Here is a 21,879-nt window from a genome sequence, read left to right as displayed (position 1 = left end):
GTCGCCACGCGATCGTTACCCCCAGGGCGTTGACGCCGAGGCCCACGCCCATGAACGCGATCGATAGTCGGTGAGGAATGCCGCCGCACCGGTCGCGCCGATGAACGGTGCGAGGTCGGCGATGTGGTGGGCGCAGCAGGCGATCATCCCGACCGTGGAGGATCCCGCGCCGGCCGCCCCCGTCGCGGCAGCGGCGCCGCGCATCTGGTGGCGCCGTCGAAGCTCGGAGACGAGCCCGATCTGGATGCCGAAGCCCGCCATGATCGGGACGAGGAAGTACCAGTCACTCGCGATCTGATCAGCGAGGTGTCCTGCCGACCGGGAGGCGCCCCACACGACCGAGACATAGAAGGCGGCAAGGATGGCCGAGGCGGCAGCACCGACACGAACGCTTCGCCGGATCCGTGGAGACCGGCTCGGGTGTGCGATCGTGGCCTGCATGGTCTCCTCCTGATGCAACGATAGGCGCGTGGGATGAAGACGGTGTGTGGACCCCGCGAGCCTCAGATGAAGAAGGCTCACCCCTCCAACCGCGAGCCGATCGTCTCGAGCAGCTCGGCGGTCGCCACATACATGCTCGGATAGTCGCCGCGCCAGCGGATCGTCCCCGCCTGGTCCACAAGGATGAAGCTGTGGCCGGGCAGGTTGGCGTGGTGGCCACGCCCGAGCGTGTCGAAGGCGCGCGCGACGGCAAGCGACGAATCGATCAGCGCGGGGGTGCGCAGCCCGAAACGCGCGAGCTCGCGACGAACTTCGGGGGCCGGGTTCGGCATAAAGGGCAACAGCGTGACGCCGAGCTCGTCGAGTCGCGCCTGGGACTTCTCGATCTCCACGAGCTGGCTGAAGCACGAGTCGCAACCGACGCCCTCGTTGAAGTAGAGCAGCACGTTGCGCCCTTGAAGGCTGGCCAACGAGATGGTCCGACCGTCGGTAGTCGCGAGCGAGAAGGCGGGAGCGGGCTCGCCGGTTGCGATCGTCCCGGATCCGCCGCCGTCGCGTCCGAGCGCCCAGAACATCGCCCCGAGTGCGGCGAGGCCCACAACGATCAGCGCCCGCGTGCGCCAGACCTTGTGTCGGCGGCGTCGATGAGCGAGCCGCCGTGCCTGCTGTTTGCGGCTCGGTGTCCGCGGCATGGTGAACGTCTTGGTGGTCATGGCAGGACCCCCTCCGGTTCGACGAAGCTCTCTTCGCGCCGCGGATCCCCAGCCAGCCGACCAGCCCGGCGAAACCGAGAAGCAGCACGCCCAGCAGCGCCTCCGGCACGTCCTCGAGAGCGGTCAACACCGAGCCGAACACGCGGGTGAGGAACCGACCGATGCCGACCTGGAACGCTGGGGCGTCCGTGGGGTCGCCGAGCAGCGCCAGCGCGATCACGCCGAGGCCCATCGCGATGAACGCGGCCCCGACGAGCAGGTTTGTGGTGGAGGTCCGGAGCAGGCGGCCTGCGGCACGCAGCGTGACCTCGCGACCGGCGAGTAGCTTCCGCTCGCCCAGGCGGAATCGGTCCCAAGCGAGCGCGATCACGAGGAGCGGGAACACCATCCCGAACACGTATGCCAGGCCGAGAGCCATGGATCCCGGCAGCGACCCGGCCAGCGCGGACAGGGCCAGCACGCCGGCGAGCACGGGCGCGCAGCATGATGAGGCGATCCCGGAGAAGACGCCGAGCGCGAACACGCCACCGGCGTCCGAGCGCAACGCCGGCGCGCGGAGGCCGGCCATGCTCCATGAACGGCCCGCGATCGCGAGCCCGCCCAGCGTCAGCATCAGCAGCCCGCCGGTGATGTACAGGGGCAGGTGGTAGCGGGTCAGCGTGGAAGCCAGCAGCCCGACGCCCAGCGTCAGCGGCAGGATCACGGCCGCGAGTCCGGCCGCGAACACGACCGTCAGCGGGAACAGGGCCCAGCGCCGGCCTTTGAGCGCGGAGGCGAGATACGCCGGGAGCAGGAAGACGATGCAGCACGGGCTGAACAGCGCCACCGATCCCGCGAAGAACGCCGCCAGGATCGATCCGCCGGCGAGCAGGTTCACGCCGGAACCTGCCTTGCCTCGAGCGCCTTGCGGAGCTTGCGACGTGGCAGCCGACCGGCGCTGAACCACTCGCCGTCCAGGATCGCCAGCGGAACCAGGCCGGCGCGGTAGCGAGCCAGCAACGCCCAGCCTTCCGGCGAGGCGGCGTCCACGAGCCGGACGTCCAACCGGAACTCGGATGCGAGCTCTTCAAGAGACCGCCTCGCGTCCTCGCACAGGTGGCACGAGGACGAGACAACCAGAGTCAGAGTCGGCGGTGTCATGAGCGGTCCTCCATCACCGCCATGGTCGGAAAACGATGTGTGGAGGATGTGAAGAACCGCCGGACACACGATGAAGGCCCGCGGGGGATGCGGGGCCTTCTTGGGGAACTTGGGGGTTTATCGCTTGGTCAGTACGCGGCGTCGCTCGTCGTACTCCTCGGCGGAGATCTCGCCACGCGCGAACCGCTCCGCGAGGATCTCCCTCGGGCTGTGATCGCGAGGCGGCGAAGTCCGGGCGAGTAACCAGATACCGACACCGACCAGTACCCAGAAGGCGACCATTCCGAAGCCCATCCACCAACCCCAACCCCAGTGCCACATCATGTCCTCCCTTCGTTCGACCCCACCGTAGCGTCGCGGGATGAAGAGACTGTGTGGACGGCGCGAGGAGCCGATGAAGGGATCCGCACCGCGAAGGCTGCTCCCCGGCCGGCTTCGTTCGACACCGAAGCATCTCCGCCGTGCGCGCGCGCCAGCTCTCGCACCACGGTCAGTCCGATCCCCGAGCCCGTTCCGCGCGCGCCGGTGCCGCGGAAGAACCGGTCGAACACGCGGGCGATCTCGTCGGCCGGGATGCCGTGGCCTTCGTCTGCAACGCGTAGCACCGACCACGCACCGTCCTGCGTAGTCTCGACGGTGAGCCGGCCACCGTCGGGCGAGAACTTCAAGGCGTTGGACAGCAGATTCGAGATCACCTGGCGCATGCGGACCGGGTCTGCCTCGGCGGGCGCAGCTTCGAGGCGTGCCTCGATGCGGATGCCTCGATCGCCGAAGAACGGCTCGAACTCGGCGACCGTCTCGCGCGCGAGCGTCGCCAGATCGGTAGGCGCGCGCTCGAGCGAGAAGCCCGCCGCGTCGGCCCGGGCGAGGGTCTCGAGATCCCCGACGAGCCGGGTCAGCCGAAGCGTCTCCTCGTGAAGCGACCCGAGCGCAGCCGGCGTCGAGGTGCGAACGCCGTCCTGAAGCGCCTCGATCTCAGAGCGCAGGATCGCAAGCGGCGTACGAAGCTCGTGGGCGACATCGGAGGCGAAGACGCGCCGCAGGCGATCCTCCTCCTCGATCGTGTCAGCCATCAGATTGAACGTCTGAGCCATCTCACCGAACTCGTCGGCGGCCTGATAGTCCACGCGCTGGGCTCGGTCGCCCGACGCGAGCGCGCGGGCGGCGCCGGTCAGCGCGCGGGCCGGCGCGGTCGCGCGGCGGGCGAGCACGATGCCCAGCAGCAAGGCGGCCAGCCCGGCGGCGATGCCACCGTAGAGCAGCAGGCGGTTGACCGCAGAGCGGAACGAGACGTCGGCAGGAAGCACGCCCGGTTCGGGGATCCGAACCCATGCCACGCCGACCCCCTTCCCGTCGACCGAGATCGCCAGCCGGCGTTCCGGTCCGAGCGCGCCGCTATTCATCATCGCGCGGTGGGCCGTCGCGTAATGATCGCCGAGCGCTGCCGACGATGCCTCCCAGACGCGACTCCCTGAGGTGTCTTCGAGCCGCAGGGTGCCGCCGTCCATCAGTGCCAGGGGTGCGAGCTTCTCCAGATCCGAGGTGTCCCAACCGTCCGACCGGTCGTAGGAGTCCGCGAGCGCGTCCACGAGCTGTTCGGTGCGCGCGGCGCGCTGGGAGTCGAGATAGCCCGTGAAGCGCGATCCGAACGCGACGTTCACCAGGATCGCGGTCAGCGCCGCAGCGGCAATCCCGATCCCTGCGAACGCGGCGCCGAGCTTGAACGAGAACGTCCTAGGCATCCGGCTTGCCTCCGAACTTGTAGCCGACGCCGGTCACCGTGAGGATGGTGCGCGGGTGGTGCGGATCCTCGCCGAGCTTGCGGCGCAGGTTCTTGACGTGGACGTCGATCGCACGCTCGTAGCCCTCGTAGTCGTAGCCCTGCACGCGCGTCACCAGCTCGTAGCGCGAGAAGACGCGCGCAGGCCGCGATGCGAGCGCCGTGAGCAGATCGAACTCGCTGCGCGTCAGTGACACCGCCTCGTCATCGACGGCGACCTCGCGCGTCTCCCGATCGATGCGAAGCCTGCCCCCATCGAAGGATGTCGCTGCGGATGCACTGCCTCCGCGGCTTCGACGCAGGACCGCTTCGACGCGCGCGAGCAGCTCACGGGGGCTGAACGGCTTAACGAGATAGTCGTCGGCGCCGAGCTTCAGCCCGGCGACCCGGTCTTCCTCCGAGGCCTTCGCGGTGAGCATGATGATCGGCACCTCGGAGACGGCACGGAGCGACCGTGCGACCTCCTCACCGGAGAGATCGGGAAGCATCAGATCCAGCACGACCAGATCGGGTGTTGCGCGCGCTGCTGCCTCGATCGCGCGCTGTCCGGTGTCGGCGACGAGCACCGCATACCCGTCGCGCTCAAGATACGAGCGAACCGTGTCGCGGATCTTCCGCTCGTCGTCGACCACAAGAACCGTCGCGGATCCCATGCTCATTTGCTCCTTACGAAACGCCGGACGGCGTCGAGCATCTCGGAGGTCTTGGTGTCACGCTCGGCGCCGTCGACGGCGTCTCGCACGCAACTATTCACGTGGTCTTCGAGGATGAGCAGCGCGGCGGCGTCGAGGCCGGCGCGCGCGGCGGAGATCTGGTCGAGAACATCGATGCAGTAGCGGCCCTCCTCGTGCATCTTGCGGATGCCAGAGACCTGGCCCTCGATCCGGCGGAGCCGGCCGAGCACCTCCTCCTGGTGGCTCCTGGTCACCTCGTCCTCGACTTTCGTGCGGTACCCCCGCACGGCATAGCGTCGCGCCGGCAGCCGCGATCGGGCAGGGTCGAACGGCCTCGCTTTGGCAGGTCCGTTGGCCGGAGATGTCCTCATCGCGCCCCTCCAGCGGCGACGCGGAAGCGGGCCGGTGGGGAGGCGGCGAACTCGTCGCGGCAGGCGGTCGAGCAGAAGAAGTAGGTCTGGCCGTCCAGGCTGAAATGGGGCGTCCCGCCGCGTTCCACGGCCATGCCACAAACCGGGTCGGTGGCCATCTGGCTGATGGCCCGGAACTCTCCGTCCTCGAGCCACAGGATCCGGTCGGCGATGTCCTTCAGGCGCTGGTCGTGGCTCACGATCACCACCGCGCGTCCCTGCTCGGACGCGGCCCTCCGGAGCAGCCGGGCGATCTCGTGGCCGATCTTGGAATCGAGGTTCGCCGACGGCTCGTCGGCCAGGATCACGGCCGGCTCGTTCGCAAGCGCCCGGGCGATCGCGATCCGCTGCTTCTCCCCGCCCGAGAGCTTGTGCGGCTTGAACCGCAGCCGCTCACCCAACCCGAAGCCCCGCAACAACGTCCGGGCATGCTCGCGCGCCTTCTTGCCGCTCTCGCCTCCGAGATTGAGGGCGAACTCGACGTTCTCCTCGGCGCTCAACGCCGACAGCAGGTTGAAGTCCTGGAACACGAAGCCGAAGCGGCGCGCGCGGAATGTGGGCAGCTTCGACTCCGGTAAGGACGCGAGATCGACGCCGTCTATCTCAAGGCGTCCTTCACTCGGGCGAAGCATGCCGCCAAGCATCGACAGCAACGTCGTCTTCCCGCTGCCGGAGGGCCCCATGATCAGCAGGACCTCGCCGCGGCGCACTTCCAGATCCACGCCGCGGACGGCCCGCACCTGCACATCGCCTTCCCCGAATGTCTTGGTGAGCCCCTGGGCTCGGATCGCGATCTCGTTCATGATGCCCTCCGGAAGACAGTGGCGGGATCGACTCGAGAGACTTTGATCAGCGGCACGAGCGCGCCGAGCGCACCCAGCGCTGCCGCCGCGACGGCAGCGGTCACCACGGAGCCCGGCTCGACCGCGAGCGAGATACTCCCCGACGCGCGCTCGACCACCCAGCCGAGTCCGAACGTCAGCGGAACGGCCAGCGACAGCGCCGCGCCCACCGTCCACACCGCCTGAGAGATGACGACCCGGCCGAGTAGACCCGAGCGCGCCCCGATCGCTTTCATCACACCGACCTCGCGAAGCCGCGACAGGGTCGACGCGTACAGCGTCAGCGCGACGACCGCGAGCCCGATGGCGAACGCGGCGACGGTCATGATGCGCATCAGGTCGGTCGACATGTCCTGGACGGCCCTGCGCTCCTGCGCGGAGAACTCCGCTCGCGTGAGCGCTGAGAGCCCGGTCGCAGTCGAGATCCGGCGCGCCAGCGCCCCGGGCGCAGCGCGCGCGCCGACCAGCACGTAGCTCACGACGCCGGCGGTCTGCCGCACGCGGGCGAAGTCTTCGAGCCGGACGTAGGACACGGTGTTGGTGATGTTGGTCAACCCGTCGGTCAGGCCGGAGACGCGCCAACGTGCACCGAAAACCTCGATACTCGAGCCCACGCGCGCGCCGATCCGCTGCGCGCCGAGTCGGTCAAGCACGATCTCTTCTGGACCGGGCGCCGCGCCGGCGATCAGTCTGCTCGGGCCGCCGCGCCGACCCGGCACGTAGCCGAACACATAGGAGTTCTGACGCTCGCCGTTGTGACCGACGACGGCGTCGAGGTCGTACAGAAGCGGCTCCGCCCATGCGACATCCGGCATGGCGCGAACGCGTTCCACAGACTCGGCGGGGATGACGGAGTAAACCATGTGCATGTTGCGCACTCCGGCTTGCGCGACGAGCACATCGGCCGGCGACTCGTCGATCACTTTGGTGACTTGGCGCATCACGCCGGCGAAGATGCCGTTGAGCGCGAGCACCAGCAGCAGCGCCGTGGCGACGCCTGCGATGCCGAGCAACGCGCGGCGTCGTTCGGCGAAGAGGTTGCGCCGGCCGATCGGAGCCGCCATCGCCATCACCCTCGATACACGCTCGCCGGGTCGAGGCGCGCGATCCGCCGCGTCGGGACGACGGCGGCGAGCAGCGCCATCGCCGCGGCCGCGCCTACGACCTGGAGCGCTTGCGTTCCGGAGAGGCTCAGCCAGAACTGCGGGCGCAGCCAGATCACCAGCCAGCCCCCTGCCTTGGACAACCCGAAGCCTGCGATGAGACCGAGCGCCGCGAGAACCAAGGTCTGTCCGAGCACGATCGCAAACAGGCGCTTCCATCCGGCGCCCAGCGCCTTGACGATCCCGTATTCGCGGACGCGTTCGACGACTTGCGAGTAGACGGTCAGAGCGACGATGAGCGTGCCGGCGGCGAAGGCTATGAGCACCATCAGCTCGATGGGTCCTTGCATGATCGCAGCGATCAGCTTGCGATCGTTCCGAACCAGCTCGCGAACTTCGAGCGGCGTGAGAGCGACCTCGCGAGCGATGCGAGCCGACACCGCAGCGGGCTGCGTCGTCTCGACGAGGATGAAGCTCGCCGTTCCCGATGTCTTATAAAGGCCGGCGGCGGCCTCGCGGGACACGAAGACGTACGCGCTCATCCAGGTCCGCGTCCCATCCGACAGCCCGACCACGCGGAACCGCGCGCCCTGGACCTCGAGCGCATCGCCCAGTCCGATGTCGTGCTGGCGGGCGAGCGTCCGGTCGATGACCACCTCGCCGGCGGTCTGCACACCGTGTCCTGCGCTGATCCGCCACGGCCCGCCGAGCGCTCCAGGCTCGTATCCGACGAGCGCGGCGAAGACCTTGCGCGCATGGAGCGTGAGGATCGTGGAGCGGAGGAAGATCGGATCCGCGCGCTCGACACCCGGGATCGCGCGGATCTGGTCGATCGCCGCGAGCGGCACGACCGACGACTCCCACGACGTGCGCGTCCCGAGGTCACCAACGAAGACCTGGGCGCCCACATTCTTCGCATAGGAGCCGAGCTGCACCTGGAAGCCGCCCCACAGGCTCTGCAGCAAGAAGATCAGCGCGATCGCCGCGCCGACACCGAAGACACCGGTCACGAGCCGCCTGCGGTCGGCGAGGATGTTCCGGCGAGCGACCGGAACTCGAGCACCCAGCACAAGGTTCACCTCCGCGCCTTCCGCTCGCGACGACGAGCCCGCTCCAGGGCGTAGAACCAGACGAACGCGGCGGCCGCCATGCAGACGACGATCGCGACCAGGAGCAACCAATCCCACGACATCTCCGCCACCTCCGCTACGGCCGGCGGGCGAGCATCCGATCAATGTCGGTGGCATGCTGCTCGAGCATCCGCACGTAGCTCGCGCTCATCGAGCGACCGAGCATGCCGTTGGCCGGCATCCCAGCCTGCATCCCGGGACCGACATCGACGCCCATCTGCTGGGTCATGATCCGGTCCGACTCGAGCTGCTCGTGCGGGACGCCGTTCGATGGCCAGCCCGTCGCCGGAGCGGTTCCGGCAGAGCCGCCGATCGCGGCAACGGCGATTGCCACGACCACGACGAGACCCACGATTCCGATCCCGATCGCCTTCATGACGCACCTCCTTCGAAGTCACGCCATACCCCTACGCCGTAGGTGTGTGGAGGTCGTGCGCGAGATGTGTGCGCCGCATGAAGAAGCGAGGGCCGCTCGCGCGGGCCCTCGCTTCGTATCGAATCGTGCCTAGCCGACGGTGATCGTTCCGACCATCCCGCCGTTGTAGTGACCCGGCTCGTGGCAGCCGAACAAGACCTTGCCCGCCTCGTCGAACGTGACGGTCGCCTCCTTGGTCTCGCCGGGCTTCAGGTCCAGCGCCGCCAGTGACTCGGCGGCCATGTGGTCCATCTCACCGGATTGGTCCTCGTGGGCCATCTGTGTCTCTTCGTCGCCGACGACGAACTCGTGGTCGATCTTCCCTGAGTTGGTCACGACGAACCGGATCTTCTCGCCTTTGGTAACGCTGAGGGAAGCGGGCTCGAAGCGCAAGGTGTCGAGCGCCCTGACCTCGACAGTGCGAACCTCTCCCCCGGACGTCGGTCCCGCATCGGTACCACCGCCGCACGCGGCAAGAGCCAGCAAACCCGCAGCTGCCGGGACGGCCAAGAACTTGAGCTTGAACACAGGCATCACTCCTCCGAATCTCGTTTGTAAGGAAGGATCGCGATCGGAAGGAATCAGTGTCGCAGGACGGTTCCCTCGTCCGGCGGGTATCGGCCGCGAGGCGGACTCGCTCCGGGGGCGATCCAACGGATCGTCGGCCGGTCAGGGCCGACGAGCCGGAGCGACGAAGCGACCGGTATCCAAAGCGTCAGAACGATCGCGACCAGGACGGCCAGGCAGGCGCCGAGCATCGACATGACGTGATCGCCCATCGCGGCGGCATGCATCGCAAGAGCGAGGCACAGAACGGCCACGACCAGCAGCAGGGCCGCCGGGATCCGCGACCTCCCAGATCCGATCCGCACGGCCCCAAGGCTACCAACCGGCAGACCCGCCTGCCCCGTCCCGCTTGTCCTTCATGCCCTCAACCCGAATCCTTCATCTCCCCAACACACAACCCGGCTACCTTCGCATCAGAAACGGAGGTGACCGATATGAAGGCTCGCTGGATCTTCGTCGGAGTAGCGCTCGCCGCGCTCGTCGCGCTCAGCGTCGGCTACGCCGTTGCCGGGAGCCCGCAGCAGGGAACCTGCCAGCAGCAGATGGCCCAAGAGCACGGCGTGTCCATGCAGCAGCTTCATTCCCAGATGCCTGCCGCCGCTCAGGCGCAATGCGACCAGCTCCACACGCAGATGATGAACGGTCAAATGGGCGCAGCCACGATGGGTTCGAACGGCATGATGGGTGGCCATCACACCGGCGGCATCATGGGCGGCTAGTGCTAGCCTCACGCTCGTTCGTGACGACGCCACTTCGCTGGAAGTGGCGTCGCGCACGGGCCTGGTATGGCGGCGTCGCGGGCCGGATTGGTTGAGTCCCGCGGCGATGCGTCATCATCTGAGGAGATGAACGAGGCGGATGGAAGAACGACTGAAGCAACATTCCTTTTCGCCGACCTATCGGGCTTCACCGCCCTGACCGAGGCGCACGGAGATCTCGACGCCGCACAGATCGCCAAGCGCTTCTCGGCACTCACGAAGAACGCGCTCGCCGGAGACGCCCGACTCGTCAAGACGATCGGCGACGAGGTGATGATCGTCGCCTCTACTCCGCGGGAAGGAGCCTCTACAGCTCTTGCCTTGGCGCGGGCCGTCAAAGCCGAGTCGCTCTTCCCGGCCGTGCGGGCCGGTCTCCATCACGGTCCCGCCGTGGAGCAGGATTCCGACTTCTTCGGTGCTGCCGTCAACCTGGCAGCGCGAGTCGCGGGTCACGCGCGCTCGGGCCAGATCCTGTGTACCGACACCGTCGCCTCCAACATTCCCGGCTCGGGTATCGAGACCATCGCCGCCGGCCTGGGACACTTCAAGAACATTTCGGAGCCCGTGCGCCTGTTCGAGATCGTCGATCCCCAACACCGCGACGGCGCCAGCGATGTTGATCCCGTGTGCCAGATGCGAATCGCGTCAGGCACAGCCCAGGGCCAGCTCGTCTACGCCGGACGCACATGGCTCTTCTGCTCGTTCGACTGCGCGCGCACGTTTGCCGAGCGGCCCGACACCTATACGGGAGGCTGAACATGCCCGAGCTGGAAGGGATCGAGCGACGCGTACTTCAGAGCAACCTCTGGAAGACGCTCACCCAGCGAATGACATTGCCGTGGGCGCTTCGCATCGCGCCGCTGCCAACCGACGCCGACGTGCTCGAGGTGGGCTCGGGAGGTGGATTCAACGCCGAGATGTTCCTCCGACGCTTCCCCCGCTGGCGCTTCACGGCCAGCGACTACGACCCCGAGATGGTCGCGCTGACGCGCACCAGGCTGGAGCGCTACGACAGCCGGCTGCGCGTCGAACAGGCCGACGCGACCTCGCTCGCCTTTCCCGACGCGAGCTTCGATCTGATGATCAGCATGTTCGTCTGGCATCACGTCGGCGACTGGCAGAAGGCGCTCGCGGAGTCGGCTCGAGTTCTGCGACCCGGAGGCAAGCTCCTGCTCGTCGACCTCACGTCGGCCTTCTTCCCCCCACCGGTGGCGAAGCTGTTCCCGCCGATGAGCCATTACTCGATCCGGGACGTCCGTGCTGCGATCCCCGAGGCAGGCTTTGCGCGCTGGCGGATCTCGAGCGTGGGTCCGTTCCTGTATCGCGCGCTGGCGCAGACCGCAGGCGAGTAGCACGGTCAGAACTAGGGAGGAAATCGTTGGACTTCTCAGTCGGACGCATCGTCCTTCGTGCGGATGACGCCGCTCTCATCAGACTCGGCAAGATCGATGCGCGGATCCTGGTTTCCGGAGCGGATACGGCAGGCGCCTTCGGCCTCGTCGAATCGGGGATCCAGCCGCGAGTGCTTGCGGGACCGATGCACACCCACGTCAACGAGCAAGGTTTCTGGTACGTCCTCGAAGGCGAGTTCGGCGCGCAAGTCGGCGACCAAGAGGTGCACGCCGGTCAAGGGGCGCTCGTCCTCGCGCCCCGAGGCGTCCCACACACCTATTGGAATCCCGGTGATACTCCTGCGCGCTACCTCGAAATCTTCTCTCCCGCGGGGCTGGAACTGATGTTTGAGCGCCTGGGAGCGATCCTGATCGGCGATGAGAAGGCCAGCGCCCCGGAGGCATTCAACCTGCTGGAATCCTTCGGACTCGCGATGGACTTCGACAGCGTGGCCACTCTTTCGGAACGTCACGGCGTCTCGCTAACAGGAGACTAGGAGAAGTGGTTGAAGCCTCCTGTGTATGAGCTTCAGGGGAACCTTTCGGAGTAGCCCTGCGTCAGAGCAAGCGACATGGGTGAGCGAGAAGACCGCTTCACCCGGCTCTTCGCGTCCGCGTACGGGCCGCTATGGGCATACGCGCGCCGCAGGGTCCCCGCTTCAGATGTGGACGACATCGTCGCCGAGGTCCTGACCGTTGCCTGGCGGCGGCTCGACCACGTTCCGGACGATGAGTCGAGCCTGGCGTGGCTGTATGGCGTCGCCTACAAGGTTGTCGGCAACCATCTGCGCTCCCAACGCCGGCGGCTGCGCCTCGCCGCTCGCCTTGCCGCCGAACCCGCGTCCGCCGAACCTTCATCAGACCCAGGGGTGATCGAGGCCTTGTCGGCCCTGCGGCCCGAGGACCGGGAGGTCCTGCGCTTGGCGGCGTGGGAAGGACTCGGCGCCCCACAGATCGCCATCGTTCTCGGATGCAGCTCCAACGCAGCAGCGTTGCGCCTCAGCCGAGCCCGCGCGCGACTTCGAGACCGCCTGACAGGATCCGCTTCCTCCCGGACACAGGCTCGTCGGAAGGAGATCGATGTCTGAGTTCGACGAGCTGCGCCGCCTAAGCGACGCAGATCCCGTGCAAGGCACCGCGATCCCTTCCGCCGAGGATCCCGCCCCGCGGGCCCTGAAGGAAAGGATCGTCATGAGCGAGCAACGCACCATCTGGTTGCGCACACGCGCCGGCGCGCTTTCGGCTGCCGCGGCCGTCCTGATCGTGGCCGGCGGCGGCATCGTGCTTGCGACGCGAGGAGCGGACACACCGGCACCAGGTCCAGGGAGCGGCCCGATTACTCCGGGCGCTGCGTCCTGCGTCGAGCTCTACAGTCCCGAGACGCTCGCCAACCGGCAGGTCGCCTTCGACGGCTCGGTGAAGTCGGTGAGCGGCGACGAGGTCACCTTCACCGTCGGCGAGTGGTTCAAGGGTGGTACCAGCGAGCAGATCACGCTCAAGGGCGCGTCCACACTGGGCGGCATCACCTCCGCTGGACCGAGCGTCTCCCTCGACCCAGGCTCGCGCCTATTGGTGGCAGGCGACGGAGGCTTCGCATGGGGATGCGGTTTCACCCAACCGTACTCTCAAGCTGTCGCGACCGACTGGCGCGCAGCGCTCGACTAGTACTGGCGAGTCCGCGAACCCCTCGACATCATCGACCGCGACGTCTGCCCAAGTGGCCACACAGCGCGCCTGCATGACGAGCGGATCACGACACGCGTCACTAGATCTACGGCACGGCAGCCGTACGACCGCGCTGCGTTCGCTCCTCTTGCTGCCTGCGACACCCGTACCGCGTCATGCCTTGCGGCTTATACAGATTGAGCACCAAGATCACTACCAACACCACGGTGCCGCCGACGGAGTGGACCAGCGTGCTACCCAGGGCTCGCAGCTTGTCGGCCGACGTTGTCGGGTCTGCTGCGACTCCGGCGAGGTGGCTGATCGTCCGCGTTTCTACCAGCAGGACCGCGGTTGCGATGATGGTCATCACCAGGGAGATCAGGACCCAGTAGTGGCGGAACAAGCCCCACTTGGTCCCCAGCGACATGACGAGCCCGGTGATAAGCGAAGCGAAGGCCAGCGGGACGAGGACGTTGCGCGCGATCAGGTCCATCCCCAGGTACGCGGAACGCAAGAGCTGAGCCTCTTGGCTCGTCGCAGTGGCAACGTCGAGTGCCATGTACGCGGCCACCGCGCCGATCCAACCGATCGAGAGCGTGAGATGCACGGCGAGCGCGAACTTGCGGAGGCCCGGGGCCATGGTCATAGCCGCAATCCCTCGGGGTTGAGAACCTGAGTCAAATGACCATGACCTGGCCGCGCATCCCTGCCTCGTAGTGACCCCGCTCGTGGCACGCGAACTCGAGCGCCGCGTCACCGAATCGCCACGTCAGTCGCTTGGTCTCCCCGGGCTGCAACGTAAGGCTGTTGGGAAAGCTATGGGTCACCCCGGCGGGTATGTGGGCCATCGCCTGGGCATGTTCTTGGTGCATCGCGGCATCCCCGAGGGTGAATTCGTGGACATCCCGGCCCGCATTGGTCACCGCGAACGTGACCGTCTCTCCCGCCGACACGTTGATCGATGCCGGCTCGAAGCTCATCGTGTCGAGCAGCGTGACCTCGATCGTGCGGGACGCTTCGCTCGCGGCGGCCGGCCCTCCGACGTTTCCGGTGTTCTGCTGCTGAGCGCTGGCGGGTGTGGCGTTGCTCCGGGCGCCCAGATGGCGGCCAGGGCCGTGGGGACCTCCGGGGCCGAGTTGGCCGGTGAGAAGCCCGATGACGACAACCACGAGCAAAACGACCGCAACGATGACAAACACCTTCACCCAGCGCGGCATGCCAGGCTTCTCCCCTTGGCCGGGTTCGACCCCTGCCTGAGGGGAAGGCGGATGGTCATTCATTTTCCGTCGCCTCCGCGGTTACGTCGTCGATCTCTGGACCCGCACCGAGTTGCGAGGTTAGCGAGACAGAGTGTCTCTGTCAAACCAAGATGTCTCGCCTCTTGTCATCATGTATACTCGGGGTGTGCCGAAGCTCTGGAACGACACGATCGAATCCCACCGCCGCGAGGTGCGGGAAGCCGTTCTGGACACCACCGCAGCACTCGCCGCCGAGCATGGTCTGCTCGCCGTGACGATGTCGCGGATCGCCGAGGAAACCGGCATCGGACGAGCAACGCTCTACAAGTACTTCCCCGACGTCGAGGCGATCCTGCACGCGTGGCACGAGCGCCAGATCAATGCTCACCTCGGGCATCTCGCCGACGTGCGAGAACAAGCCACCGACGACGGCGGGCGACTCGAAGCCGTCATGCACGCCTACGCGCTGATCGCTCACGAGTCACAGGGACACCATAACTCTGAGCTCGCGGTGTTCCTGCATCGGGACGAACAGGTCCCCCGAGCGGAGAAGAAACTCCGGCACATGATCCGAGAGTTGTTGACCGAAGCCGCAGCCTCGGGAGACGTGCGGGACGACGTCGCGCCAGACGAGCTTGCGAGCTACTGCCTTCACTCCCTCGCGGCGGCGAGGAACATGCAGTCAAAGGCCGCTGTCCGCCGGCTTGTTGCGGTCACGCTGGCAGGTCTGCGCCGCCCGCGCTGAATGGGGATGGACCGTGAGACGACATCTTCGACACGGTGACGTGGACGCTCACACACCCGGCAGGCTCATCGCCCATGCACGCAGCTACGACGTCCTGGCGGGGATCTTCTTCGGCGGCCGCAGACGCAGCGTCTACGCCCGCTTGGCCGCCGAGAGCGGCGCCCGCCCGGGGGACCGGGTTCTCGAGGTCGGCTGCGGCACGGGGTACTTCACGCGCCTGATGGCCGAAGCGGTCACGCCCGGCGGCACGGCTCAGGGCGTGGATCCCTCCGGAGACATGATCGCATACGCCCGCCGGCACACCGGTCTCGCCAACTGCACCTTCTCCGAAGGGATCGCCGAGGCCCTCGACGCGCCTGATGGCTCATATGATGTCGTGGTAAGCAGCCTGGTGGTCCATCACCTGCCCGAGGATTTGCGCCCGCAGGTGATCCGCGAGATGTTCCGCGTCCTTCGCCCCGGCGGGTCGGTCCTCATCGCCGACTTCCGACCTCCCAACAGTCGAGTCGGCCGCCTGCTGAGTGCTCCCTACGCCAGTCCCGCCATGAGGAACAATCCCGTTCATCTGCTCGAGCCGATGGTGCGGGAAGCCGGCTTCGAGCAGACGCGTAGAGGTGACCTCCGGCCTTGGATCCACTACGCGCAGGCGGTAAAGCCAGTTGGTGCCGGCTGAGCGCGACTTCGACGCCAGAGGACATGACGCTTGCGACGCGGTGTGGACTCATGTCGAACGCTCCGCTCGCAAGGCGAATAGGAGCCACTACGTGCCCCGATAGCAACGTCCTTGCGGTTCTCTGACACCACGTGGCGCCCGAATTCAGCGACGCGAGCCGACTCCACAGACAACCCCTATGGACAGCTCCAGCCCACGCCATCGGACTCAGTAGACACTTCGGAGGCGACTTCAAAACCGGTGCGGCCCTTAACCGGGCCGGGTGGGTTCGATTCCTTCCGCCTCCGCTATGCAGGCACGATAGACCGGTTGGGTCAGGCAGGACGAAACTCGCGCGGGTCGGTGCAGCCAAAATGGAGCCCTCACTCTTGTGAGCGCACCTTCGCATCCCGACACGCAAGGAGGCCTCAGGCCACAGTAAGATGGCAATTTCTACCGCTCTAGGAGTTTTCACCGAGCCGTCATCTCGGCGCTGAAGGGACCTCTATTGTTCTATTTACTCAAGTTACTCAAGGCCTTTGGCAAGAAACCTCGGCCTGTTTTGCTTTGCCCGGGGCCCGTCCTGCTTTCCAGGCAGGTTAAGCGCGCCGTCAAAAACACAGCCATCGGCCATCGGGAGGCGGCATTTTCCTCGCTGATGTTGGAAAGCGTGACCATGCTGAAACCGCTGGTCGGAATCGAGAGCGAAGAAAGCCTCTACGAGATCGCCTTCATCACCGGATCCGGAACAGCGGCGAACGAAACGATCCTGTCGAGCATCGGCGCCGTCGGCCCCACCCTCGTCATCAGCAACGGTGAATTTGGTGAACGGCTCTTCGACGTCACGAAGCTGCACAACGACGCTGTCGATCACCTTCCTTTCCGATGGCAAGAGCAAATCGATCTCGGCAAGGTCGAGGAGGCTCTGAGGCAGAAGCGTTACCAGTTGGTTGCCCTTGTTCACCATGAGACCAGTAGCGGCATGATGAATCCGGTCGCTGAAGTGGCACAGCTTGCACATCGTCACGGGACGCTGATCTTTGTTGATGCGATCAGCAGCATCGGGGCCGAGGGGATCTCCGTTGAGCAATGGGGCGTCGACGTCTTGGTCGGTGCTACAGGCAAGGGCCTTTCGGCGATGCCCGGCGTTGGAATCTTGGTCGTCAAGAAGAGCGTGCTTGAGCGACACAAGCCCACTTCCGCCCAGAGTCATTACCTAGATCTGCATCGGCATTTTCGGTTCATGCGGGATCACGCTCAAACTCCGAACACACCAGCGGTGCAAGTCTTCGTGTCATTGCATGCCTCACTGAAAGAGATCACCAAGCGAGGCGCAGAGTGCTCTCGCCAGGTCATTCGAGACCGGGCCGAATTTACCCGCAGACAACTGACTCGAATGAAGTTGCCGTACGCCGACTACGGCGACGGAAACACGTCGAGCGTCGTAACCTGCATCACGCTGCCGAGCTATCTCACCTTCGAGAATCTCGCTCGGGAGTTTAAGGCCGAGGGCATCGTCGTCTATGAGGGCAAGGGCGTGCTGAAGGGCAAGATCTTTCAGATCGGACACATCGGTGCACTGCGTAAGCACGACACGCGGGATGCATTGCGCCAGTTGCGGAAGATCATGCGGCGATTTGCCGCGGCAAAGCAAGAACCTCCTATCCCCGCACCACGCGGAAGCGTCGCCCATGCCCGGTCGTGAGTATCCGCCTCTGGATTCTGTGATCGAGCCGAACTACTTCAGCAACTGGGGCGACCTGTGGTACCCGCGGCTCGCCAACAAGCTCCTTCGAAGCGCCAGCAAGATCGCTGCCCTAACGCCCAATCATGTGACCGTGGCGTCCTTCGTTCTCTATGGCGTCAGTGCGGGCCTCATCGTGGTGGGCGGATGGTTGAGCTTGTTGGCGGCTGTTCTACTTCCGTTGTCTTATGTCCTTGATTGTCTGGATGGTCAACTAGCTCGGTACACGAACCGAAGCTCTGCGATCGGCGACTACCTGGACAAAACGCTTGACGTTCTGAAGATCCTCATTATCAACGTGGCGATGGCTCTTGCCGCAGTCAAACTTACCGATCACAGTTACTACTTCTTGCTCGGGGTCTTCTCGTGCTCCGGCTTCCTTTTCCGCTACTACATCAAGCTGGAGACAATATTTGGTGCACTTCGCAGGGACAAGGACTACCTCGACAAGTCAAGCGCGCGCCGACGCGACTTATACGTCGAACTCGATTCGCAGAAGGCTCAGCCTAAGACCTTCCGTCAGCAACTCAAATGGCTCTGGTTTCGGCATCGCGCCTTCTTCGCACTCGACGAAGCCGAACACGTCACGTTGGGCGCGCTGGCGGCATTGATCGGTCGGCCCGATCTGTGGTGCTGGCTTTTCGCGCTAGGCCAGATGTCCATCGCCATGGTTCGGCTCATACAGCGCGGTCGCCAGCTTGTGAACCGGCCGGAGTCCCTAACATATCCGCTGCGCAAATGATCTTGGCAAGCGGTTAGTCATGAAAGCAGTCATCTTGCTGGCGGGCATGGGCAACCGCATGCAGCCTCTCACCAATGAAATGCCGAAGTCGCTATTGCCGATCGGCGACACCAACACTCTTGAGCACATGATCCGCAAACTAGTGAAATACGACATCCGATCGTTCGTGATCGTCTGCGGACATATGCAGAAAGAGATACGGCAATACGTCGCACGTACGTTCCCGCTTCTGGACTGCGCGTTCGCGACGAACGAGAGATACAAGACGACCAACACGGGCTACTCCTTGATGCTCGCGAAAGACCTCCTCTTGGGCGGATCCTTCATAAAGTTAGATGGCGACGTGATCTTTCAGGAGGAGATCATCAGGCAACTGGTCGAAGCGGACAGCGCTTCGAGTTATGTTTGCGTCGATAGCTCGGGGGTAGACGACGAGGTCATCAAAGTGCAGTGCCACGCAAACGGGACAGTTGCCCGAATAGGAAACGAGCTGCCGGTTTCGAGCGCCGCCGGTGAATCAATAGGCGTCGAGAGGATCGACGAACGGTCGAACGCTGCGCTCTTCGCAACGCTCGAGCAGATGATGGAGCATGAAGCCAATCATCAGCTCTACTACGAAGTAGCGTATGACGCGATCATCCGTGCCGGCGAGCCGTTCAAGACTCTCGACATCACGGGTCTGCGCTGGGTTGAGATCGACACCCTGAGTGACTACCACCTTGCTCAGGAGTACTTCGGCCGTGCTGTGTCCTGACGCTCAGGTTCTGGGTGATAAGCATTACGTCACGCGTTATGAACCATCCTCGCGAATATGCCTGGAAGACCAACTTGGAAGTCTGAAGCAGTCGAAGGACTTCAGAGCTTTTGACAGCGCTCACTTTGCTGCCGAGTTAATTTCCCAAGGGACTTCCGGGGTTCCTAGGCGATGACTTCGATCGGGCCTTTCATGCCTTTCCCGCAGCCTGCGTGACGAGCCGGTACGCGAGCCGGCGGAGCGGTCGTACGCGCCAGCGCGAGAAGCCCGCCGGGCCGAGCGCGTCGCGAACGTCGGACAGTCGGTAGGGCGTCTCGGGTGGGAACAGCTTCTTCATCGGCCCGGGGAAGAAGCCTTCGAGGAGGTCGGCGAGGGCGAGGTATCCCCCTGGACGTAGCACGCGCGCAGCTTCGGTGAGCGCCTTGCCCCAGTCGCCGACGTGGTGCCACACGCCGATGCTGATGACGAGGTCGAAGCTTCCATCGGGGAAGGCCAGCGAGGTCGCGTCCGCATGGGCCACATTCACACGGTCGGCGAGCGGCTCGAGCCGGTGTCGCGCCAGCTCCACCATGTCCGGGTCGTAGTCCGACGCGGTGATCCGCCAGCCCGGGAAGCGTCGCACGAACACCTCGACGTTGCCGCCGCCACCGCTGCCCACCTCGAGGACTTCTGCTTGGACGGGAAGCTCCGCGACCCGGAGCACCCAGGGCGCGACAAGTCTGGTCGAGAACGCCGCCCAGCTCCGGCTCGCGAGCACGCGTTTCTCTATCCCTGCCATCTCGGGCACGGCTACCTCCCGGCGTAGGTTTCGGGCCGTTCGGCGAACGCGCGGGCGCACTCGAACGAGCAAAACAGATACGTCCGGTCCCCATACGGCAGGCGCGCGGGCGCGGCCTCCGCCCCGATACGCATGTGACAGACCGGGTCGACCTCGAGGTCGGCGCCGGCGTCGTCGCGGACGACGATCTCGAACAGATCGACCGGCTCGGTGACGTTCTTGAAGTGACCGCGACCCGCCTGGCGAACGTCGACACCTTCAACCGAGCGCGCCGCATCCGCGACGGATCCGGTACACAGGATCTGACCGGAGCGTGCGTGCGCGGCGACGCGCGCCGCCACGTTGACGGCGGTGCCGAAGAAGTCGCCGTCGCGCTCGACGCTGCTGCCGGAGTGGATCCCGGCGCGCAGACCCGGGAAACGTTCCTCGTCGCTGACCGCCGCCGAAAGCTGCAACGCCGTGCGGACGGCACTGAGTGGATCCGAAGAGACGATCATCGCCTCATCGCCGATCGTCTTAACGAGCTTCGACCCCCCGACGAGTGACGCGCGAGCGAGCTTGGTGAAGCGCTCGGCGACGTCGGCGGCGTCGACGTCGCCGTGGGCTTCGGTCAGCGCGGTGAAGCCTGCGAGGTCTGCGAACAGGAACGTCCGGTCGCTCACGTGACGGTCACGGTTCCCTTCATGCCCTGCTCATAGTGGTCGGCGACGTGGCATCCATAGAGCACCGTCCCCGGCTCGTCGAAGGTGTGTGTCAGCTCAACGGTCTTGCTCGGAGGAACCGACACGGCGCCTGAGCTGTCCATCATGTGTCCGCCACCCATGCGCATCCGCGCGTGCTCGTTCTGGACGTCCTCGGAGCCCAGGACGAACTCGTGATCGATGGCGTCGGAGTTGGCGAGCACGAAACGCACCGTCGTGCCCGCTTCCACGGTCACAGAGCTCGGGGCGAAGCGCAGGTGCCCCAGGATGATCCGAACGCTCTTGCTCTGCGTTCCATCTCCCGATGATCCCCCACAGGCGACGAGCGCCAGAAAGGTCGCGGAGGCCAAAAGCGCTGTGGCTCGAGGTCTCCTGAGCATGCTCATCCCCTTCCCGATCCCGGGAGTTGCACGTTGTGTCGTTGCTGGAGTTCGGCGACGCTTTCCCACAGGAGCTCCAGTCCATACCGCGAGGGAAGCTCCAGGATCGCTCCAAGGTCGGGAGCGTCGACGGCCAGCAAGTCCGCCGTTTCCTCGAAGAACCGTTCCAGTCCGCCGGGAGCGAACATCTCCAGGTACGTGGCGGGGCCGGGGCCGGGATTCCAGTAGGTGTGCGGAACGCCGCGTGGCGCGCGGACCATCGAACCGGCTTCCGCATCAACGACCTGATCGCCAACCTGGGCGGCGAAGTTTCCTTCGAGGACGTACCACCACCCGTCTTCTCTGCTGTGGGTATGGAGCGGGGCCGCAAGGATCCCGGGCGGGATGGGCGACTCGATGAGCCCGAACCTGCCCCCGGTATCTGCCGATCGCAGCAACACCCATGCGGAGATCGGCCCGAGAGAAAGCACCGTCGAGTTCTCGGCCGAGATCACGATCGGATCGTTTGGCGCGCTCACCGGGACCTCGTCTTCGGGATCGAGCCATCGAGGATCCCGCGAACGCGCTCATCGTAGAGTGAGTAGAAGATCATCCGCCCCCACCGGCGTGCCTTCACTACCCCGTGCGCCCGCAGAAGGCGCAGGGCGTGGGAGGCAGCGGACTCCTCCATGCCGGCGACGGCGGCCAGGTCGCATACGCATAGTTCGGGCTCTGCCTGAAGCGCCGAGAGCATGCGCAGCCGGCGGGGATCGGCCAGCAGCCCGAAGGCGTTGGTGAGCCGGTCGAGCTTCTCCCCCGACGGCGCGACCCGACGAAGCTCAGCGAGCCTTGCCGGAGCGATCCGCTCGTGCAGGTCGCCTGGTCCGGGTGGTCGTCTCGCTTTCATCTGAATAGCTATTCATATAATCACGTGGTCCGAATCTTTGTCAAAAAGCCGATCGACGCCCCCAGAGATCTAAGGCACGAGTGCCGTGGAGTCCTCGTGCTGCGTCCGCTCAATTCTGCTGCTTCCGCCACCCGTGGGGCGTCAAGCCCTGAGGCTTGTAGATGTTCAGCACCAGGATCACGATCAAGACCACGGTGCCGCCGACGGAGTGGAGCAGAGTGCCCCCCATC

At 65.6% G+C, this 21,879-nt stretch carries 32 protein-coding genes and 1 pseudogene; 12 read left to right on the top strand and 21 right to left on the bottom strand.

The features are described 5' to 3' along the window. Positions 1 to 15: 15 nt before the first annotated feature. Positions 16 to 441 (bottom strand): hypothetical protein, encoded by a 426-nt coding sequence (locus WEB06_10725; GenBank protein MEX2556095.1) that lies wholly within the window; start codon positions 439 to 441, stop codon positions 16 to 18. 77 nt (positions 442 to 518) lie between these two features. Continuing rightward, the gene (locus tag WEB06_10720; protein MEX2556094.1) at positions 519 to 1,154 is read right to left on the bottom strand and encodes a redoxin domain-containing protein; all 636 of its coding nucleotides are present in this window, start codon (positions 1,152 to 1,154) and stop codon (positions 519 to 521) included. On the opposite strand from WEB06_10720, the gene WEB06_10715 reads away from it, so the two are divergent. Next, complete coding sequence (locus WEB06_10715) at positions 1,153 to 1,479, top strand: hypothetical protein (protein ID MEX2556093.1); 327 nt, start codon at positions 1,153 to 1,155, stop codon at positions 1,477 to 1,479. The two genes, WEB06_10720 and WEB06_10715, sit on opposite strands and share 2 nt — an antisense overlap. A 21-nt stretch (positions 1,480 to 1,500) precedes the next feature. Here WEB06_10715 and WEB06_10710 read toward each other — a convergent pair. The 12 genes and pseudogenes from WEB06_10710 to WEB06_10655 form a co-directional block, all read right to left on the bottom strand. Then, positions 1,501 to 1,980 (bottom strand): annotated as a pseudogene (locus WEB06_10710) (cytochrome c biogenesis protein CcdA). A 47-nt stretch (positions 1,981 to 2,027) separates the two neighbouring features. Then, positions 2,028 to 2,294 (bottom strand): glutaredoxin family protein, encoded by a 267-nt coding sequence (locus WEB06_10705; protein ID MEX2556092.1) that lies wholly within the window; start codon positions 2,292 to 2,294, stop codon positions 2,028 to 2,030. Positions 2,295 to 2,411: 117 nt separating this feature from the next. Next, complete coding sequence (locus tag WEB06_10700) at positions 2,412 to 2,615, bottom strand: SHOCT domain-containing protein (protein MEX2556091.1); 204 nt, start codon at positions 2,613 to 2,615, stop codon at positions 2,412 to 2,414. After that, positions 2,615 to 4,036 carry an ATP-binding protein gene (locus WEB06_10695; GenBank protein ID MEX2556090.1) on the bottom strand — a complete coding sequence of 474 codons (1,422 nt, stop codon included), beginning with the start codon at positions 4,034 to 4,036 and terminating at the stop codon, positions 2,615 to 2,617. The genes WEB06_10700 and WEB06_10695 overlap by 1 nt, the downstream gene beginning before the upstream one ends. Then, a complete protein-coding gene (locus tag WEB06_10690) occupies positions 4,029 to 4,733 on the bottom strand; it encodes a response regulator transcription factor (GenBank protein MEX2556089.1) in 705 nt (234 codons plus the stop codon). Before WEB06_10690 ends, WEB06_10695 begins: the two co-directional genes overlap by 8 nt. Beyond that, positions 4,730 to 5,002, bottom strand: a complete 273-nt coding sequence (locus tag WEB06_10685) for a metal-sensitive transcriptional regulator (GenBank protein ID MEX2556088.1) — start codon at positions 5,000 to 5,002, stop codon at positions 4,730 to 4,732. Before WEB06_10685 ends, WEB06_10690 begins: the two co-directional genes overlap by 4 nt. Before the next feature lie 113 nt (positions 5,003 to 5,115). Continuing rightward, on the bottom strand, positions 5,116 to 5,961 hold the full coding sequence (locus WEB06_10680; protein ID MEX2556087.1) for an ATP-binding cassette domain-containing protein: 846 nt from the start codon (positions 5,959 to 5,961) through the stop codon (positions 5,116 to 5,118). Next, entirely contained in the window at positions 5,958 to 7,064 is a 1,107-nt protein-coding gene (locus WEB06_10675) for an ABC transporter permease (GenBank protein ID MEX2556086.1), read from the bottom strand. Before WEB06_10675 ends, WEB06_10680 begins: the two co-directional genes overlap by 4 nt. A gap of 5 nt (positions 7,065 to 7,069) precedes the next feature. Then, positions 7,070 to 8,182 (bottom strand): ABC transporter permease, encoded by a 1,113-nt coding sequence (locus WEB06_10670; GenBank protein MEX2556085.1) that lies wholly within the window; start codon positions 8,180 to 8,182, stop codon positions 7,070 to 7,072. Between the two features lie 127 nt (positions 8,183 to 8,309). Beyond that, positions 8,310 to 8,609 (bottom strand): hypothetical protein, encoded by a 300-nt coding sequence (locus tag WEB06_10665; protein MEX2556084.1) that lies wholly within the window; start codon positions 8,607 to 8,609, stop codon positions 8,310 to 8,312. A gap of 129 nt (positions 8,610 to 8,738) precedes the next feature. Further along, positions 8,739 to 9,182, bottom strand: a complete 444-nt coding sequence (locus WEB06_10660; GenBank protein MEX2556083.1) for a plastocyanin/azurin family copper-binding protein — start codon at positions 9,180 to 9,182, stop codon at positions 8,739 to 8,741. Positions 9,183 to 9,229: 47 nt separating this feature from the next. Then, on the bottom strand, positions 9,230 to 9,520 hold the full coding sequence (locus WEB06_10655) for a hypothetical protein (GenBank protein MEX2556082.1): 291 nt from the start codon (positions 9,518 to 9,520) through the stop codon (positions 9,230 to 9,232). Between the two features lie 129 nt (positions 9,521 to 9,649). On the opposite strand from WEB06_10655, the gene WEB06_10650 reads away from it, so the two are divergent. The 6 genes from WEB06_10650 (at position 9,650) to WEB06_10625 (ending at position 13,029) form a co-directional block, all read left to right on the top strand. Further along, a complete protein-coding gene (locus WEB06_10650; protein ID MEX2556081.1) occupies positions 9,650 to 9,934 on the top strand; it encodes a hypothetical protein in 285 nt (94 codons plus the stop codon). 126 nt (positions 9,935 to 10,060) lie between these two features. Beyond that, complete coding sequence (locus WEB06_10645; protein MEX2556080.1) at positions 10,061 to 10,729, top strand: adenylate/guanylate cyclase domain-containing protein; 669 nt, start codon at positions 10,061 to 10,063, stop codon at positions 10,727 to 10,729. Between the two features lie 2 nt (positions 10,730 to 10,731). Continuing rightward, positions 10,732 to 11,325, top strand: a complete 594-nt coding sequence (locus WEB06_10640; GenBank protein MEX2556079.1) for a class I SAM-dependent methyltransferase — start codon at positions 10,732 to 10,734, stop codon at positions 11,323 to 11,325. Positions 11,326 to 11,351: 26 nt separating this feature from the next. After that, positions 11,352 to 11,861, top strand: a complete 510-nt coding sequence (locus WEB06_10635) for a cupin domain-containing protein (protein MEX2556078.1) — start codon at positions 11,352 to 11,354, stop codon at positions 11,859 to 11,861. Positions 11,862 to 11,936: 75 nt separating this feature from the next. Then, positions 11,937 to 12,452, top strand: a complete 516-nt coding sequence (locus WEB06_10630) for a sigma-70 family RNA polymerase sigma factor (GenBank protein MEX2556077.1) — start codon at positions 11,937 to 11,939, stop codon at positions 12,450 to 12,452. Then, the gene (locus tag WEB06_10625) at positions 12,445 to 13,029 is read left to right on the top strand and encodes a hypothetical protein (GenBank protein ID MEX2556076.1); all 585 of its coding nucleotides are present in this window, start codon (positions 12,445 to 12,447) and stop codon (positions 13,027 to 13,029) included. The genes WEB06_10630 and WEB06_10625 overlap by 8 nt, the downstream gene beginning before the upstream one ends. Before the next feature lie 106 nt (positions 13,030 to 13,135). Here the strand turns inward: WEB06_10625 and WEB06_10620 are convergent, their stop codons facing one another. Together WEB06_10620 and WEB06_10615 are read right to left on the bottom strand one after the other, a co-directional pair. Continuing rightward, complete coding sequence (locus WEB06_10620; protein MEX2556075.1) at positions 13,136 to 13,675, bottom strand: DUF2269 domain-containing protein; 540 nt, start codon at positions 13,673 to 13,675, stop codon at positions 13,136 to 13,138. 31 nt (positions 13,676 to 13,706) lie between these two features. After that, on the bottom strand, positions 13,707 to 14,246 hold the full coding sequence (locus WEB06_10615) for a plastocyanin/azurin family copper-binding protein (protein ID MEX2556074.1): 540 nt from the start codon (positions 14,244 to 14,246) through the stop codon (positions 13,707 to 13,709). Positions 14,247 to 14,433: 187 nt separating this feature from the next. Between WEB06_10615 and WEB06_10610 the strand changes: the two genes are divergently transcribed. From WEB06_10610 to WEB06_10590, 5 genes are all read left to right on the top strand, one after another. After that, positions 14,434 to 15,012, top strand: a complete 579-nt coding sequence (locus tag WEB06_10610) for a helix-turn-helix domain-containing protein (protein MEX2556073.1) — start codon at positions 14,434 to 14,436, stop codon at positions 15,010 to 15,012. A 40-nt stretch (positions 15,013 to 15,052) separates the two neighbouring features. Beyond that, complete coding sequence (locus WEB06_10605; protein ID MEX2556072.1) at positions 15,053 to 15,685, top strand: methyltransferase domain-containing protein; 633 nt, start codon at positions 15,053 to 15,055, stop codon at positions 15,683 to 15,685. A gap of 487 nt (positions 15,686 to 16,172) precedes the next feature. Next, a complete protein-coding gene (locus tag WEB06_10600; protein ID MEX2556071.1) occupies positions 16,173 to 17,369 on the top strand; it encodes an aminotransferase class V-fold PLP-dependent enzyme in 1,197 nt (398 codons plus the stop codon). Further along, entirely contained in the window at positions 17,356 to 18,150 is a 795-nt protein-coding gene (locus tag WEB06_10595) for a CDP-alcohol phosphatidyltransferase family protein (GenBank protein ID MEX2556070.1), read from the top strand. The genes WEB06_10600 and WEB06_10595 overlap by 14 nt, the downstream gene beginning before the upstream one ends. Positions 18,151 to 18,169: 19 nt before the next feature. Continuing rightward, complete coding sequence (locus WEB06_10590) at positions 18,170 to 18,904, top strand: phosphocholine cytidylyltransferase family protein (GenBank protein MEX2556069.1); 735 nt, start codon at positions 18,170 to 18,172, stop codon at positions 18,902 to 18,904. Between the two features lie 190 nt (positions 18,905 to 19,094). Here WEB06_10590 and WEB06_10585 read toward each other — a convergent pair whose 3' ends face one another. The 5 genes from WEB06_10585 to WEB06_10565 are packed head-to-tail and all read right to left on the bottom strand — an operon-like array spanning position 19,095 to position 21,649. Beyond that, positions 19,095 to 19,682, bottom strand: a complete 588-nt coding sequence (locus WEB06_10585; GenBank protein ID MEX2556068.1) for a class I SAM-dependent methyltransferase — start codon at positions 19,680 to 19,682, stop codon at positions 19,095 to 19,097. A gap of 11 nt (positions 19,683 to 19,693) precedes the next feature. After that, entirely contained in the window at positions 19,694 to 20,344 is a 651-nt protein-coding gene (locus WEB06_10580) for an adenylate/guanylate cyclase domain-containing protein (GenBank protein MEX2556067.1), read from the bottom strand. Further along, entirely contained in the window at positions 20,341 to 20,763 is a 423-nt protein-coding gene (locus WEB06_10575; GenBank protein MEX2556066.1) for a plastocyanin/azurin family copper-binding protein, read from the bottom strand. Before WEB06_10575 ends, WEB06_10580 begins: the two co-directional genes overlap by 4 nt. Before the next feature lie 2 nt (positions 20,764 to 20,765). Beyond that, a complete protein-coding gene (locus WEB06_10570) occupies positions 20,766 to 21,281 on the bottom strand; it encodes a cupin domain-containing protein (protein MEX2556065.1) in 516 nt (171 codons plus the stop codon). After that, the gene (locus tag WEB06_10565; protein MEX2556064.1) at positions 21,278 to 21,649 is read right to left on the bottom strand and encodes a metalloregulator ArsR/SmtB family transcription factor; all 372 of its coding nucleotides are present in this window, start codon (positions 21,647 to 21,649) and stop codon (positions 21,278 to 21,280) included. Before WEB06_10565 ends, WEB06_10570 begins: the two co-directional genes overlap by 4 nt. Positions 21,650 to 21,879: the final 230 nt, after the last annotated feature.

Source organism: Actinomycetota bacterium (genome assembly GCA_040905475.1).
Taxonomy (GTDB): domain Bacteria; phylum Actinomycetota; class AC-67; order AC-67; family AC-67; genus DATFGK01.
Note: the sequence above shows the minus strand (reverse complement) of the source record. Positions and strands in the feature narration are given on the sequence as shown.